Annotated in this window: 12 protein-coding genes; 2 read left to right on the forward strand and 10 right to left on the reverse strand. The window is 74.6% G+C overall.

Features of this window, described 5'->3' with window-relative positions:
* Positions 1-64 precede the first annotated feature (64 nt).
* Positions 65-1,171, forward strand: a complete 1,107-nt coding sequence (locus ACFWUQ_RS15670) for a citrate synthase 2 (RefSeq protein WP_384538075.1) — start codon at positions 65-67, stop codon at positions 1,169-1,171.
* Between the two features lie 69 nt (positions 1,172-1,240).
* Here the strand turns inward: ACFWUQ_RS15670 and ACFWUQ_RS15675 are convergent, their stop codons facing one another.
* From ACFWUQ_RS15675 to ACFWUQ_RS15705, 7 genes are all read right to left on the reverse strand, one after another.
* Positions 1,241-1,828 carry a TetR/AcrR family transcriptional regulator gene (locus ACFWUQ_RS15675; protein ID WP_384538077.1) on the reverse strand — a complete coding sequence of 196 codons (588 nt, stop codon included), beginning with the start codon at positions 1,826-1,828 and terminating at the stop codon, positions 1,241-1,243.
* Positions 1,816-2,541 carry an enoyl-CoA hydratase family protein gene (locus tag ACFWUQ_RS15680; protein ID WP_384538079.1) on the reverse strand — a complete coding sequence of 242 codons (726 nt, stop codon included), beginning with the start codon at positions 2,539-2,541 and terminating at the stop codon, positions 1,816-1,818. Before ACFWUQ_RS15680 ends, ACFWUQ_RS15675 begins: the two co-directional genes overlap by 13 nt.
* Before the next feature lie 143 nt (positions 2,542-2,684).
* Positions 2,685-3,845 (reverse strand): acyl-CoA dehydrogenase family protein, encoded by a 1,161-nt coding sequence (locus tag ACFWUQ_RS15685; protein WP_384538081.1) that lies wholly within the window; start codon positions 3,843-3,845, stop codon positions 2,685-2,687.
* Positions 3,842-5,800 (reverse strand): biotin carboxylase N-terminal domain-containing protein, encoded by a 1,959-nt coding sequence (locus tag ACFWUQ_RS15690; protein ID WP_384538083.1) that lies wholly within the window; start codon positions 5,798-5,800, stop codon positions 3,842-3,844. The genes ACFWUQ_RS15685 and ACFWUQ_RS15690 overlap by 4 nt, the downstream gene beginning before the upstream one ends.
* 8 nt (positions 5,801-5,808) lie before the next feature.
* Positions 5,809-7,407 carry an acyl-CoA carboxylase subunit beta gene (locus tag ACFWUQ_RS15695; RefSeq protein ID WP_384538085.1) on the reverse strand — a complete coding sequence of 533 codons (1,599 nt, stop codon included), beginning with the start codon at positions 7,405-7,407 and terminating at the stop codon, positions 5,809-5,811.
* Positions 7,404-9,326 carry an acyclic terpene utilization AtuA family protein gene (locus ACFWUQ_RS15700; protein ID WP_384538087.1) on the reverse strand — a complete coding sequence of 641 codons (1,923 nt, stop codon included), beginning with the start codon at positions 9,324-9,326 and terminating at the stop codon, positions 7,404-7,406. The genes ACFWUQ_RS15695 and ACFWUQ_RS15700 overlap by 4 nt, the downstream gene beginning before the upstream one ends.
* Positions 9,323-10,162: a TIGR03084 family metal-binding protein gene (locus tag ACFWUQ_RS15705; protein ID WP_384538089.1), complete on the reverse strand. Its 840-nt coding sequence runs from the start codon at positions 10,160-10,162 to the stop codon at positions 9,323-9,325. The genes ACFWUQ_RS15700 and ACFWUQ_RS15705 overlap by 4 nt, the downstream gene beginning before the upstream one ends.
* Positions 10,163-10,512: 350 nt before the next feature.
* Between ACFWUQ_RS15705 and ACFWUQ_RS15710 the strand changes: the two genes are divergently transcribed.
* Complete coding sequence (locus ACFWUQ_RS15710; protein WP_384538090.1) at positions 10,513-12,138, forward strand: CocE/NonD family hydrolase; 1,626 nt, start codon at positions 10,513-10,515, stop codon at positions 12,136-12,138.
* A 60-nt stretch (positions 12,139-12,198) separates the two neighbouring features.
* On the opposite strand, the gene ACFWUQ_RS15715 is transcribed toward ACFWUQ_RS15710, so the two are convergent.
* The 3 genes from ACFWUQ_RS15715 to ACFWUQ_RS15725 form a co-directional block, all read right to left on the reverse strand.
* Entirely contained in the window at positions 12,199-12,567 is a 369-nt protein-coding gene (locus tag ACFWUQ_RS15715; protein WP_384538092.1) for a DUF1801 domain-containing protein, read from the reverse strand.
* A complete protein-coding gene (locus ACFWUQ_RS15720; RefSeq protein ID WP_384538094.1) occupies positions 12,564-13,502 on the reverse strand; it encodes a DMT family transporter in 939 nt (312 codons plus the stop codon). Before ACFWUQ_RS15720 ends, ACFWUQ_RS15715 begins: the two co-directional genes overlap by 4 nt.
* A gap of 126 nt (positions 13,503-13,628) precedes the next feature.
* On the reverse strand, positions 13,629-14,734 hold a 1,106-nt coding region (locus ACFWUQ_RS15725; RefSeq protein WP_384538096.1), incomplete at its 5' end, for a heterodisulfide reductase-related iron-sulfur binding cluster.

Here is a 14,734-nt window from a genome sequence, read left to right on the forward strand (position 1 = left end):
CCGCGCCGGACCGCGAATCACGCCGGGAGCCGCGCGTGTTCGCACTATCTGAGGGAGCCGCCTGATGTCCGAGTTCGTACCCGGGCTCGAAGGGGTCGTCGCGTTCGAGACGGAGATCGCCGAGCCCGACAAGGAAGGTGGCGCCCTGCGCTACCGGGGCGTCGACATCGAAGACCTCGTGGGTCACGTCTCCTTCGGGAACGTCTGGGGTCTGCTGGTCGACGGGGCGTTCAACCCCGGCCTGCCGGCCGCCGAGCCCTTCCCGATCCCGGTCCATTCCGGGGACATCCGCGTCGACGTGCAGTCCGCGCTCGCCATGCTCGCCCCCGTGTGGGGTCTGAAACCGCTGCTGGACATCGACGAGCGGACCGCCCGCGACAACCTCGCCCGGGCGGCGGTCATGGCCCTGTCGTACGTCGCCCAGTCCGCCCGCGGCCAGGGCCTGCCGATGGTGCCGCAGAGCGAGATCGACAAGGCCGATTCCGTCGTCGAACGGTTCATGATCCGCTGGCGCGGCGAGCCGGACCCGCGCCACGTCAAGGCTGTGGACGCCTACTGGACCTCGGCCGCCGAGCACGGGATGAACGCCTCCACCTTCACGGCCCGGGTGATCGCGTCGACCGGCGCGGACGTCGCCGCGGCGCTGTCCGGCGCCGTCGGCGCCATGTCGGGTCCGCTGCACGGCGGGGCGCCCTCGCGCGTCCTCGGCATGATCGAGGAGATCGAGCGCACCGGCGACGCCGTGGCGTACGTGAAGCGGGCCCTGGACAAGGGCGAGCGGCTGATGGGCTTCGGGCACCGCGTCTACCGCGCCGAGGACCCGCGCGCGCGGGTGCTGCGGCGTACGGCCAAGGAGCTCGACGCGCCGCGCTACGAGGTGGCCGCAGCGCTGGAGAAGGCCGCGCTGGAGGAGTTGCACGCGCGCCGCCCCGACCGGGTGCTGGCCACCAATGTGGAGTTCTGGGCCGCGATCATGCTGGACTTCGCGGAGGTGCCGGCGCACATGTTCACCTCCATGTTCACCTGCGCCCGTACCGCGGGCTGGTCGGCGCACATCCTGGAGCAGAAGCGCACGGGCCGCCTGGTCCGCCCCTCGGCGCGCTACACCGGCCCGAGCCGGCGCGACCCCCGCGAGATCGAGGGCTACGAGGGCATCGCCGACACCGCCTGACCGGGTCTCCGTGGGGCGCCGCATCCCGGACGGGGTGCGGCGCCCTCGTGCGTGCGCCGGTCGCACCGCTCAGGGCAGGGCGGTCTCGATGATGCGGGACCACTGGGCCACCACGCGGGCACGGCGGGCCGCGTCGTCGGTCAGCACGTTCGCGAGGCCGAGGCCGCGGGCCATGTCGAGGAGGCCCTGCACGGTCTCCCGCACACCGGGCACGGACTCGTCGGCGCCCAGCAGGTCGACCGCGATGCGGTGGGTTTCGCGGCCGACCCTGGTTTCGAGTTCGGTGACGCGGGGGCGCAGCGGCTCCTCGTTGGAGGCGGCGACCCACAACTGGAGCGCGGCGCGGAACAGCGTGCCCGTGTACATGTCCACCAGGGCGCCGATGACGGCCTGGCGGTCGGCCGGGCCCGCCTGGAAGAGCTCGCGCAGGGCGGTGGAGCGTTCCTCAGCCACGTACTCGACGGCGGCGGTGAACAGGTCCTCACGGGTGGGGAAGTGGTGCTGGGCCGCTCCGCGGGAGACGCCGGCGCGTTCGGCGACGACGGAGACCGTGGAGCCGGCCCAGCCGTGTTCGGCGAGGCAGGACACGGCCGCCTCCAGGAGGTGGCGGCGGGTCGCGCGGCTGCGCGCCTGCTTGGGTCCGGTCACAGCGACCATGACGGGTCCCTGCGCTCGAAGCGGGCGGTGATGCCCTCGCGGGCCTCCGCGGACGCGAACAGGACGGCGGACAGGTCCGTGAGACGGGCCCCGTCCCGGTCGAGGTGCTCGCGCACGGCCGCGGACGTGAGCGCCTTGGCGGCGGCCAGGCCTTGGGGGGAGGCCTTGCGCAGGCCGTCGAGTACGGGGGCGAGCGCCTGGTCGACATCGTCGGCGTGCAGGGTGAGCAGGCCGATCCGGGTGGCCTCGGCGGCGTCGAAGCGCTCGGCGGTCAGGAAGTAGCGGGCGGCGGCGCGGGGGTCGAGGCGCGGCAGCAGGGGCATGGAGATGACGGCGGGCGCGAGGCCGAGGTGCGTCTCGGTGAAGGCGTACGAGGAGCCGGGCCCGGCGGCGGCGATGTCGCACACGCCGAGCAGTCCGAGGCCGCCGGCGCGGACGTGGCCGGTGACGCGGGCGACGACCGGTTTGGGTAGTTCGGCGATCTCGCGGAGCAGGGCCAGGAAGTCCTGCGGGTCGCAGGGGGCCTTGAGGTCGGCGCCGGCGCAGAAGGTGGTGCCGGTGTGGGTGAGGACGACGGCCCGCGCCGCGGGGTCGCGGCCGGCGGCGGCGAGTGCGGTGCGGAGGTCTTCGACGAGGGCGGCGGAGAGGGCGTTGCGGTTGGCCGGGGAGTCGAGGGTGAGGGTGGTGACGCCGGCGGTCGTTTCGGCGCGCATGGCTCCTCCGGAGGGGTGCGGGGCGGGTGGGGTTCCTCCCGAGGGAGGGTATGCGGGCGCCCGACCGGGCACCGTCCCGGGTGCCCTCCCGCCCGCCCCGCGGGCCGGCGGCGGGCGGGCGGGCGGCGGGTAGTGGGTTCCCGTCAGTAGGACTTCGGGAGGCCGAGGGTCTGGTGGGAGACGAAGTTGAGGATCATCTCCCGGCTGACCGGCGCGATCCGCGCCACCCGCGACGCGGTGATCAGGGACGCGAGCCCGTACTCACGGGTGAGCCCGTTGCCCCCGAGGGTGTGCACCGACTGGTCCACCGCCCGCACGCACGCCTCCGCCGCCGCGTACTTCGCCATGTTCGCGGCCTCCCCCGCCCCCATGTCGTCCCCCGCGTCGTACAGCCCCGCGGCCCTCTGCATCATCAGCCGGGCCAGTTCCAGCTCGATGTGCGCCTGCGCCAGGGGATGCGCGACGGCCTGGTGGGCGCCGATGGGGTCCTTCCACACCTGGCGGGTCTTCGCGTAGTCCACCGCCTTGGCGAGGGCGTAGCGGCCCATCCCGATGGCGAAGGCAGCGGTCATGATGCGCTCGGGGTTGAGCCCGGCGAACAACTGGAGCAGCCCCGCGTCCTCGTCGCCCACCAGCGCGTCCGCGGGCAGCCGGACCTCGTCCAGCGTGAGCTCCCACTGCTTCTCGGCCGCCTGGAGCTCCATGTCGATCAGCGAGCGGGAGAAGCCGGGGGTGTCGCGGGGGACGATGAACAGGCAGGGCTTGAGGCGCCCGCTGCGGGCGTCCTCGGTACGCCCGACGACCAGGGTGGCGTCGGCGATGTCGACGCCCGAGATGAAGACCTTGCGTCCGGTGAGGAGCCAGTCGTCGCCGTCGCGGCGGGCGGTGGTGGTGATCCGGTGGGAGTTGGAGCCGGCGTCCGGTTCGGTGATGCCGAAGGCCATGGTGCGGGTGCCGTCGGCGAAGCCGGGCAGCCAGGCCCGCTTCTGGGCCTCGGTCCCGAAGCGGGAGATGACCGTGCCGCAGATGGCCGGTGAGACGACCATCATCAGGAGCGGGCAGCCGGCGGCGCCGAGTTCTTCGAGGACGATGGACAGTTCGGCGATGCCGCCGCCCCCGCCGCCGTACTCCTCGGGCAGGTTGACCCCCAGGTAGCCGAGCTTGGCGGCGTCCGCCCAGAGCGCGTCGGGGCGGCCGCCCTCACGGGCGAGGCGGGCGTGGTACTCGCGGCCGTAGCGCTGCCCGAGGGCGGCGACCGCGGCGCGCAGGGCCTGGTGCTCTTCGGTTTCGATGGCGGAGCTCATGACTGCGGTTCCTCCTGGACGACGGCGAGCAGGGCGCCGAATTCGACCTGTTGGCCGGTGGCGGCGTGGAGCGCGGTGAGCGTGCCGGAGGCGTTCGCGAGGATGCGGTGCTCCATCTTCATCGCCTCCAGCCAGAGCAGGGGCTGCCCGGCGGTGACCTGGCTGCCGGGGACGAGGCCCTCGGCGACCCGCACGACGGTGCCGGGCATGGGGGCGAGCAGGGAGCCCGGTGCGGTGCGGTCCTGGGGATCGGTGAACCGGGGGACGGGTGTGAGGGCGTGGGCGCCGAGGGCGGAGTCGACGTAGAGCGTGCGCGCGCCCGCGGTGTTCGATTTTTGTTTCACGTGGAACAGGCGCCGGATCCCCTCGACTTCGAGGACTGCGCGGGTGGGCTCGACGGCCAGGACGCGGACGTTCGGCAGGTCCACGAGGGCCGGGGGCCCGCTGCGGGCCGGCAGGTAGCGGACCTCGTACTCGGTGCCGGCGGCCGTGTAGCGGCGGGTGTGGGGCTGGGAGCGGACGTTGCGCCAGCCGCCGAGCCTGGTGCCGAGGGCGGCGCCGGGCTGTGGGGCCAGTTCGGTGAGGGCGGCGGCCACGGCGGCGAGGGAGGCGTCCGCGGCTCCTTCGACGGGCGCGGTGAGTGCGCCGAGGTGGCGGTCGTAGAAGCCGGTGTCGAGGCGGGCGGCCGTGAACTCCGGGTGGCGCAGGGAGCGTACGAGGAGCTCGCGGTTGGTGGTGAGGCCGTGGATCCGGGCTGCGGCCAGGGCGTGCGCGAGGACGCGGACGGCCTCGGCGCGGGTCGGGGCGTGGGCGATGACCTTGGCGAGCATCGGGTCGTAGTGGATGCCGACGGTGTCCCCGCCGGCGAAGCCGGTGTCCACCCGGACCTCGCCGGGGACGGCGAGGGTGTGCAGCACTCCGGTCTGCGGGCGCCAGTCCTGGGCGGGGTCCTCGGCGTAGAGCCGGGCCTCGACGGCGTGGCCGGTGGGCTCGGGGGGCGCGGGCGGCAGGGCGGACCCCTCGGCCACGCGCAGTTGGAGGGCGACGAGGTCGAGGCCGAAGACGGCCTCGGTGACGGGGTGCTCGACCTGGAGGCGGGTGTTCATCTCCAGGAAGTACGGGCGCCCGTCGGCGGTGACCAGGAATTCGACGGTCCCGGCGCCCCGGTAGTCGACGGCGCGCGCGGCGGCGACGGCCGCCTCGTGCAGGGTGGCGCGCAGGGACGCGGGCAGGCCGGGCGCGGGGGCCTCCTCGACGACCTTCTGGTGGCGCCGCTGGAGGGAGCAGTCGCGGGTGCCGAGGGCCCAGACCGTGCCGTGGGCGTCGGCCAGGATCTGCACCTCGACGTGGCGGCCGCGTTCGATGTAGGGCTCGGCGAAGACCTCGCCGTCGCCGAAGGCCGAGCGGGCCTCGGCGCGCGCGGCGTCGAGGGACTCCGCGAGCTCGTCGAGCGCGCGCACCACACGCATGCCGCGGCCGCCGCCGCCGGCCGCGGCCTTGAGGAGGAGCGGCAGGTCGGCGGTGGTGGCCGCGGCCGGGTCCACGGGGTCGAGGAGCGGTACTCCGGCGGCGCGCATCAGGTCCTTGGCCCGGGTCTTGGAGGCCATCGCCTCGATGGCCTCGGGGGGCGGCCCGATCCAGGTGAGGCCGGCGGCCGACACCTCGCGGGCGAAGGCGGCGTTCTCGGAGAGGAAGCCGTAGCCCGGGTGGACGGCGTCGGCGCCCGCGGCGAGGGCGGCCTTGATGATCAGATCGCCGCGCAGGTAGGTGTCGGCCGGGGACGCGCCGGGCAGGCGTACGGCCGCGTCGGCGGCGCGGACGTGCAGGGCCTCGGCGTCGGGGTCGGAATGGACGGCGACGGTGGCCAGGCCGAGGGCACGGGCGGTACGGAAGACCCGTACGGCGATCTCGCCCCGGTTGGCCACGAGTACGGAGTTCAGGGGGGTGCGGGTCATCTGCGGGCTCACATCCGGAAGACGCCGAAGCCGCCGCGGGCGCCCTCGACGGGGGCGTTGTGGACGGCCGACAGGCACAGGCCGAGGACGGTACGGGTGTCGCGCGGGTCGATGACCCCGTCGTCGTACAGCCGCCCGGACAGGAACATCGGCAGGGACTCGGACTCGATCTGGGCCTCCACGAAGGCGCGCATCCCCGCGTCCTGCTCCTCGTCGTAGGGGAGCCCCTTGGCGGCGGCCGACTGGCGGGACACGATGGAGAGCACGCCGGCGAGTTGCTGGGGGCCCATGACGGCGGATTTGGCGCTGGGCCAGGCGAAGAGGAAGCGGGGCTCGTAGGCGCGGCCGCACATGCCGTAGTGGCCGGCCCCGTAGCTCGCGCCGACGAGTACCGACAGGTGCGGGACCTTCGAGTTGGAGACCGCGTTGATCATCATCGAGCCGTGCTTGATGATGCCGCCCTGCTCGTACTCCTTGCCGACCATGTAGCCGGTGGTGTTGTGGAGGAACAGGAGCGGGATGTCACGCTGGTTGGCGAGCTGGATGAACTGGGCGGCCTTCTGCGACTCGGCGCTGAACAGCACGCCCTGGGCGTTGGCGAGGATGCCGACGGGATAGCCGTGGAGGGTGGCCCAGCCGGTGACCAGGCTGGGCCCGTAGAGGGGCTTGAACTCGTCGAAGTCGGAGGCGTCGACGATCCGCGCGATGACCTCCCGGGGATCGAAGGGTGTCTTGAGGTCGGCCGGGACGATGCCGAGGAGCTCCTCGGGGTCGTGGACGGGCTCCTCGGCCGCAGGGGGGTCCGTACGGGGCTTGCGGTGGTTGAGGCGCGCCACGATCCGGCGGGCCCGGCGGATCGCGTCGTGCTCGTCGAGGGCGTAGTAGTCGGCGAGTCCGGAGGTGCGGGCGTGCATGTCGGCGCCACCGAGGGACTCGTCGTCGCTCTCCTCGCCGGTGGCCATCTTGACCAGCGGCGGACCGCCGAGGAACACCTTGGAACGGTCTTTGATCATGACGGTGTGGTCGGACATGCCGGGGATGTAGGCGCCCCCGGCGGTGGAGTTGCCGAAGACGACGGCCACGGTCGGAATGCCGGCGGCCGAGAGCCGGGTGAGGTCGCGGAAGATCGCGCCGCCCGGGATGAAGATCTCCTTCTGGGAGGGCAGATCGGCTCCGCCGGACTCGACGAGGCTGATGCAGGGCAGCCGGTTCTGCCGGGCGATCTCGTTCGCCCGCAGCGCCTTCCGCAGGGTCCAGGGGTTGCTGGCCCCGCCGCGGACGGTGGGGTCGTTGGCCGTGATCAGGCACTCGACGCCCTCGACCGTGCCGATGCCGGTGACCATCGAGGCGCCGACGGGGTAGTCGCTGCCCCAGGCGGCCAGCGGGGACAGCTCCAGGAACGGGGTGTCCGGGTCGAGGAGCAGCTCGACACGCTCACGGGCCAGGAGCTTGCCGCGGTTCCTGTGGCGGGCCGTGTACTTCTCGCCGCCGCCCAGCAGGGCCTTGGCGTGCTCGGCACCGAGGGCGTCGAGGCGCTCCAGGGCGGCGCTGCGGGCGGCGACGTGGTCGGGGGCGAGCGGGTCGACGGTGGTGGCGAGGCGGGTCACGGGCCGGTCCCCTCCGGGGTGGGTACGGGGCCCTGGGCAGGCCGCCGCAGCAGGTGGGTCGGGATGTCGAGGTGGCGGGCGCGCAGCCATTCGCCGAGGGCCTTGGCCTGCGGGTCGAAGCGGTGGCCGGAGGCGACGCCGTCGCCGAGGATGCCGGTGACGGTGAAGTTGAGGGCCCTGAGCCGGGGGAGCTCGTGGCGGGTGACCGGGAGGTGGCGGGTCTCCGGGAGCAGGTCCCGGAGCCGGTCGACGGTGAGGGTGGCGCGGAGCCAGTGCCAGGCGGCGTCGGACTCGGTCCAGACGCCGATGTTGGCGTCGCCGCCCTTGTCGCCGCTGCGGGCCCCGGCCAGGGCGCCCAGGGGGGCGCGGGTGGTGGGCCCTGCGGGGCTCTCCCCCGCCCCGCCCCTTCCCGTAACCGGGGGCGGCGCCCCCGGGCCCCCGTCCCGGGGCTCCGCCCCGGACCCGGTGGGGGCGCTGCCCCCGGGCCCCCGCGCCTCAAACGCCGACGGGGCTGGATCGGCGGCATCGCGGACGGGCGGGGGCGCATCGCGCGGCGGGGCTGGGAGGGTCGCCTCAAACGCCGGTGGGGCTGGATCGGCCGTATCGCGCGGCGGGGGGGTGGGGTGGGTGGGGGGTGGGATGGGGAGGTGGGTGCCGTTCGGGAGGACTGCGGTGTGGGGGGTGGAGGCGGCCGGGACGGTGGTGGAGGTGAAGACGCCGTACGGCTGGGCCGGGCCCGGTGGGGCGGTGACGTGGAAGCCCGGGTAGCTGCCGAGGGCGAGTTCGACCGCCGCCGAGGTCAGGGAGCGGCCCACCCGGTCCGGGGAGGGGTCGCGGACCACGAGGCGGAGCAGGGCGCTCGCCGTCTCCTGGGTCGGCGCGTCCTCGTGGTCCGTGCGGGCCAGGGTCCAGGTGGCGGTGGCCACGTCCGCCAGCGCCTCGGACAGCTGCGCCCGGACCAGGGCCGCTTTCTCCTCGATGTCCAGGCCGGTCAGCACGAAGACCACCTCGTTGCGCCAGCCCCCGAGCCGGGTGACGCCCGCTTTCAGGGTCTCCGGCGGCGGTTCCCCCTCCACCCCCGTCACGCGCACCCGGTCGGGACCGGCACCGCTCAGCCGGACGGTGTCCAGGCGGGCCGTCACGTCCGGGCCCAGATAGCGCACCCCCTGGGTCTCGTAGAGGAGCTGGGCGGTGACCGTACCCGTGGTGACGGCGCCTCCCGTGCCGGGGTGCTTGGTGATCACCGAGGAGCCGTCCTCGGAGATCTCCGCGAGGGGGAAGCCCGGCCGGCGGACGTCATGGGCGGTGAAGAAGGGGTAGTTGCCGCCGGTCGCCTGGGTTCCGCACTCCAGGACATGGCCTGCGACGACGGCTCCGGCCAGCCGGTCGTAGGCGTCCGGGGCCCAGTCGAACCACCAGGCGGCCGAGCCGCTGACCAGCGCCGCGTCCGTGACCCGGCCGGTCACCACCACGTCCGCGCCCGCGCGCAGGCAGGCCGTGATCCCGGCGCCGCCGAGGTAGGCGTTGGCCGTGAGGGCGCCCTCACCGCCGGTCCCGTACGGCATCAGGTCGTCGCCCTCGACGTGTGCGACGGACACCGGGACGCCCACCTCGGCCGCGAGGGCCCGTACCGCGTCGGCGAGGCCCGCCGGATTCAGGCCGCCGGCGTTCGCGACGATCCGTACGCCCCGGTCGTGGGCGAGTCCGAGCCCCTCCTCCAGCTGGCGCAGGAAGGTCTTGGCGTAGCCGAGGTCCGGGTTCTTGAGCCGGTCGCGACCGAGGATCAGCATGGTCAGCTCGGCCAGGTAGTCGCCGGTGAGCACGTCCAGGGGGCCGCCGGTCAGCATCTCGGCGAGCGCGCTGAAACGGTCCCCGTAGAAGCCCGAGGCGTTGCCGACGCGCAGGGGCCGCCGGGTCATCGGGAACCCCGCGGTGCCCGGCCGGCGCCGGCCGGGCCGGCGAAGGCCTGCGCGATGTCGAGCCAGTGGTCGGCGTCCGGACCGGTCGCCGTCAGGGCCAGGTCGCCCCGGTGGGCCCGCTGGGTCACCAGCAGGCAGAAGTCGAGTGCCGGGCCCGTGATCCGCTGCGCGGCGTCCTCGGGGCCGTACGCCCACACCTCACCGGTGGCGGACGTGCCGGAGCCGTCCGACGGACCCGGTACGGGCCCCGGGGCGGTCAGTTCCACACGGAACTCCGCGGCGGGCGCGGCCAGCCCCCGTACCGCGTAGGCGTAGTCGCGGGCCCGTACGCCGATCCGCGCCACATGCCGCAGCCGGGAAGTCGGGATCCGCTCCACGCCGAGGGCGTCGGCGACGTCCTGGCCGTGCGCCCAGGTCTCCATCAAGCGGGCGCCGGCCATCGAGGCGGCCTTCATGGGCGGCCCGTACCAGGGGAAGCGGGTGTCGCGGGAGGCCGCGGCGAGTGCCTCGTCCAGAGCCGTACGCCCCGCCCGCCAGCGGGCCAGCAGCTCGGCCGGCGCCAGCGCCGCTCCCTCCCGCGCCCCGTCGTCGACGAAGGAGTCGGGCGCCTTCAAGGCCTCCTCGACCATGCGGCCGAAGCCGGCGGCGTCGGTGAGGGACAGCAGGGCGGCCCGGTCGGTCCAGTGCAGGTGGGCGATCTGGCAGGCGATGTCCCAGCCCGGCGCGGGTGTGGCGCGGGTCCAGTCGGACTCGCTCAACTCCGCTACCAGGGCGTCGAGTTCGCGGCCCTCCTCGCGCAGGTCGGCGAGGACGGCGACAGCGGACGGATCGAGCACGGCGGGCTCCCCTCTCGGCGTGAGGGGAAGACTGGCACCGCCCGAGAAAACAATCAAGCGTGCTTGCATTATTTTCTCGATTTCCCCGTTGGGCGGCACCTTCCCGCCAGCCGCGGCAACCCGCCCTCGTCCGCGCGCCCTGGGCGGCCCCCGCGGGGGGCGCAGGTCGCGGCGCTGCGGGGACGATCCGCTCCACCGCAGCCTCCGGGGGGCGATTCAGGCCGTAAGCCGGAAACTCGCGATACGTCACTGGATGTCCCGCCGATACTGGACGCTCCCGCTCCGGGCCCGGGCGAGCGCACCCCGTTCATGTCACTCGACGAAGACACCGACGAAGAGGATGAACTGACGTGACCTCAGCCGCGCGTACCCCTCTCGCCTCCCTCTATCCCGAACTCGACCCGGCCGCCCTCAACGCCTTCGTCGCCGCCCTGCGGAGCGGCGACGTCACCGGACTCGCACCCGCCCGCGCCGCCGAGGTCGCCGAAGCCCGGTCCGTCGCCGTGTTCACCCGCGGCAAGGTGACCGGCGCCGACGGGGACCTGCTGGACGCCGCCCTCTGGCGGCACACCGGCGTCCGGCCCCGGCCGCTGATCGTGATGCCCTCGCCCTGGACCGACCTCGGCTGGCTCCCGTACGCCGTCCAGGCCACCCTCTTCGCCACCCGCGGCTACAACGTCCTCGCGTACACCGCGCGGGGCTTCGCCGGCTCCGAGGGCCAGGTCGAGATGGCGGGCCCGCTCGATGTCGCCGACGGCAGCCGCGCGTTGGACCACCTGATCGAGCGCAGCCCGGGCCCGGTGACGAAGGTCGGCTTCCTCGGCGCCTCGTACGGCTCCGGCATCAGCCAGCTGGTCGCCGCGCACGACGCCCGCGTGGACGCGGTGGTGGCGCTCAGTACGTGGGGCGACCTCGGCGAGGTTCTCCACGAGAACTCCACCCTCCACGTGGCCGCCGTTCGGGCGCTGCTCGGCGCGGCCTCCAAGGCCCGGCTGAGCCCGCGGACGCGGAGCGTCCTCGACAACGTCCTCGACGGCCGCGACATCGCCGGAACACTGCGCTGGGCGCAGCCGCGCTCCCCCTTCGGGAAGGTCAAGGAGCTGAACCGGCGCCAGGTGCCCGTGTTCTTCTCGCACGCCTGGCACGAGACGCTCTTCCCGACCAACCAGACGGTGAGGATGTTCGACGAACTCACTGGGCCGAAGCGGCTCGACCTCTCCATCGGGGACCACTGCGGCCCCGAGATGCCGGGCATGCTCGGCCTGCCGAACCGGATCTGGGCCGACGCCCACCGCTGGTTCGACCACCACCTCATGGGCATCGACAACGGCGTCGACGCCGAGGGCCAGGTGCTCAGCGAGGTCATGTGGAGCAGGACCCTGGAGCCCCGGCCCACCTGGCCCTCCCTCACCGAGCACGTGCACCGGCTGTACCTGGCGGACGCCGGGGAGCTCGCCGAGGAGCCCGAAGCCGGCTGGACGGCGGGCGTGCTGTGCGGGGTCGACACCCCGGCGACCGTCGCCGACGAGGTCGTCCTGTCCGGTCGCGCCGAGACCGCCGACCGGCCCACGACCTACCCGACCGGAGACATCGACCGCGCCGTCACCGCCGTCTGGGCCTGTGCCCCCGTCACGGAGACCACCCGGCTGCGCGGCACACCGAGGCTGCGCGTCACCTACCGCGCCGCGAACCCGGGGTCCGGCTTCGTCGCGTACCTCTTCGACACGGCCCCGGACGGCTCGGCCCGCATCGTCACGCACGCCCCGTACACCGACCTCGACTCGCCGCCCGACAGCCTGGTCAGCGCCGACATCGACCTGCAGGCCACGGCGTACGACATCCCGCGCGGCCACCGCGTGATGCTGGTGATCGACGCCCGCGACCCCTTCTACGGGGACGCCAACCTGCCGCGCGCGACCCTGGCGTTCACCTCCCCCGAGGCGACGCCGTCCTGTCTCGACCTGCCGCTGGGCTGATCGCCGGCGGGTACGCCCGCCCGACCGGTCCCCCGCGGCCGGCCGGGCGCGCTGTACCGGTCAGCAGACCTGGTCCGGGGCCGCCTCGGCCCGGGACACGGCTCGGAGGAGGTCGCGCAGGAGGTCCCAGTCGATCCTGTCGGGGTGGCGGAAGCGGAGGCAGGCCTTGCCCATGTCGTGGCCGGCCAGGCGGTCCGCGAAGGCGTCGCGGACGTCGGTACGCATCAGGTAGAAGGAGATGTACTGCTTCTGGTTCGCCCAGGCGATCTCCGCGACCGTACCGCCCGACCGGACGTACACGGGCATGCCGTGGGCGACGGTCTCCCCGAAGCCCGTCAGCTCCGCCGCGCACAGCTCCCGCAGCCGCGTCAGCGCGGGGCGGCGGGCGTCCGGGGCATCGCTCAGGTAGGTGTCCACCAGGTCTGTCACGGGGTTCTCCGCTTCCGCATCTGGGACCGGACCGCGCCCATGCTGGCCGCGATCACGAGGGCGATGGCCAGGGCGTCCAGCGCGGACAGGGCCTGGTTCAGGACGAGGAAGCCCGCGGTCGCGGCGATGGCCGGCTCCAGGCTCATCAGGATCGCGAAGGTCGGGGCGGGCAGCCGCCGCAGGGCGAGCATCTCCAGGGTGTACGGCAGCACGGAGGACAGGACGGCCACGCCGAGGCCCAGCGCGAGGGTGCTCGGGACCAGCAGGTCGGAGCCGGCCTCGAACACGCCCAGCGGCAGGGACAGCACGGCGGCCACGGCCATCGCCAGCGCCAGTCCGTCCGCCTGCGGGAAGCGGCGGCCGGTACGGGCGCTGAACACGATGTACGCCGCCCACATCACGCCCGCGCCGAGCGCGAAGGCCGCACCCAGCGGGTCGAGGGACCCGAACCCGAGTCCGCCGCCGCCGTGGCCGGAGAGCAGGACGACTCCGCCGAGGGCGAGTGCGGCCCACAGCAGGTTGACCAGGCGCCGGGACGCGAAGACGGAGAGGGCCAGCGGCCCGAGGACTTCGAGGGTGACGGCCGGGCCGAGCGGGATGCGGTCCACGGCCTGGTAGAAGAGGCCGTTCATGCCGGCCATGGTGACACCGAAGACGATCACCGTGCCCCAGTCGGCGCGGGTGTACCCCCGCACCTTGGGGCGGCACAGGAGCAGCAGCACGAGCGCGGCGGCCGCGAGGCGCAGCGTGACGACGCCCGCGGCCCCGGCCCTGGGCATGATCATGACCGCGAGGGCGGCGCCGAACTGCACCGAGACCCCGGCCGAGACCACCAGCGCGACCGGGCCGAGGCCGTTCCCCCCGGCGCGGAGCGGAGGGGCTGCTTCCGGCGGCGGGGCGGCGAGGGTCGTCGGGGACGAGGAGGGTGCGGGCATCTCTCCAGATTACGGGGTCGGTAAGGGCCGTGCCCGCGTGTTTTGCCTTACATGGCGCCCCGTGCGCGGTGCTGCCGGCGGGTGTTCCCGGGCAGCGGACCGGGGCCGCCAGTGCCGGCCACGGCGCTAGGGATGCAGCGCCGGGGGTGTCCGCGGCGGCTCCGGCAGGCCGTCCGCGAGGAGCTCCGCCAGGTGGCGGGCCGACCGGGCCCGGGCCGGGCCCAGCTGGGCGATCTGGGTACGGCACGAGAACCCGTCCGCCTGGACCACGGCGTCCGCGGGCGCCGCGCGCAGGGAGGGCAGCAGCTGCTCCTCCGCGCACGCCAGCGACACCTCGTGGTGGCCCGGCTCGAAACCGAAGTTCCCGGCCAGGCCGCAGCAGCCGCCGCTGAGCTCGCCGACGAGGCCGGCGCGCTCGCGCAGCCGCCGGTCGGCGGCGTCGCCGAGTACCGCGTGCTGGTGGCAGTGGGTCTGGCCGACGACGGCCCGGTCGAGGCGGGGCGGGCGCCAGGCCGGCGCGTACTCCTCCAGGGTCTCCGCGAAGGTCCTGACGGCGGCCGCGAGGCGGTGGGCGCGGGGGTCGTCGGGCAGGAGGGCGGGGAGGTCGGTGCGCAGGGCCGCGGCGCAGCTGGGCTCCAGAACCAGTACGGGGGGTGTCGCGCCGTCCTCGGCGTGCGGGGCGCCTGCGGCGTGCAGGGCGTCCAGGGTGCGGCGGAGTACCGCGCGGGCGCGGTCGAGGCGGCCGGTGGAGACGTAGGTCAACCCGCAGCAGACCCGGCCGGCGGGGACGGTGACGGTGAGGCCGGCCGCCTCCAGCACGCGGACCGCCGCGCGGCCGGTCTCGGGGCTCAGGTACGCGGTGAAGGTGTCGGGCCAGAGGGTGACGGGGGGCGCGGACGCGGGGCCCTGCGGCCGGGGCTCCGACGGGGCCGAGCCCTGCGGGGGCTCCGGTGGGGCCGTGGGGGCCGGGGGCGCCGAGCCCTGCGGGGGTGTCGCGGGCTCCGCCCGGACCCGCGCCTCAAACGCCGGCGAGGCTGAAATGCCGGGCCCGGCCGGGCCGGGTGAGGTGGGGAGGGACGGCGGCACCGCGCCCTGCGGGGGCTCCGGTAGGGCCGTGGGGGCCGGGGGCAGCGAGCCCTGCGGGGGCGTCGCGGGCTCCGCCCGGACCCGCGCCTCAAACGCCGGCGAGGCTGAAATGCCGGGCCCGGCCGGGCCGGGTGGTGGGGGTGGGG

The organism is Streptomyces sp. NPDC058662, assembly GCF_042716255.1.
Taxonomy (GTDB): domain Bacteria; phylum Actinomycetota; class Actinomycetes; order Streptomycetales; family Streptomycetaceae; genus Streptomyces.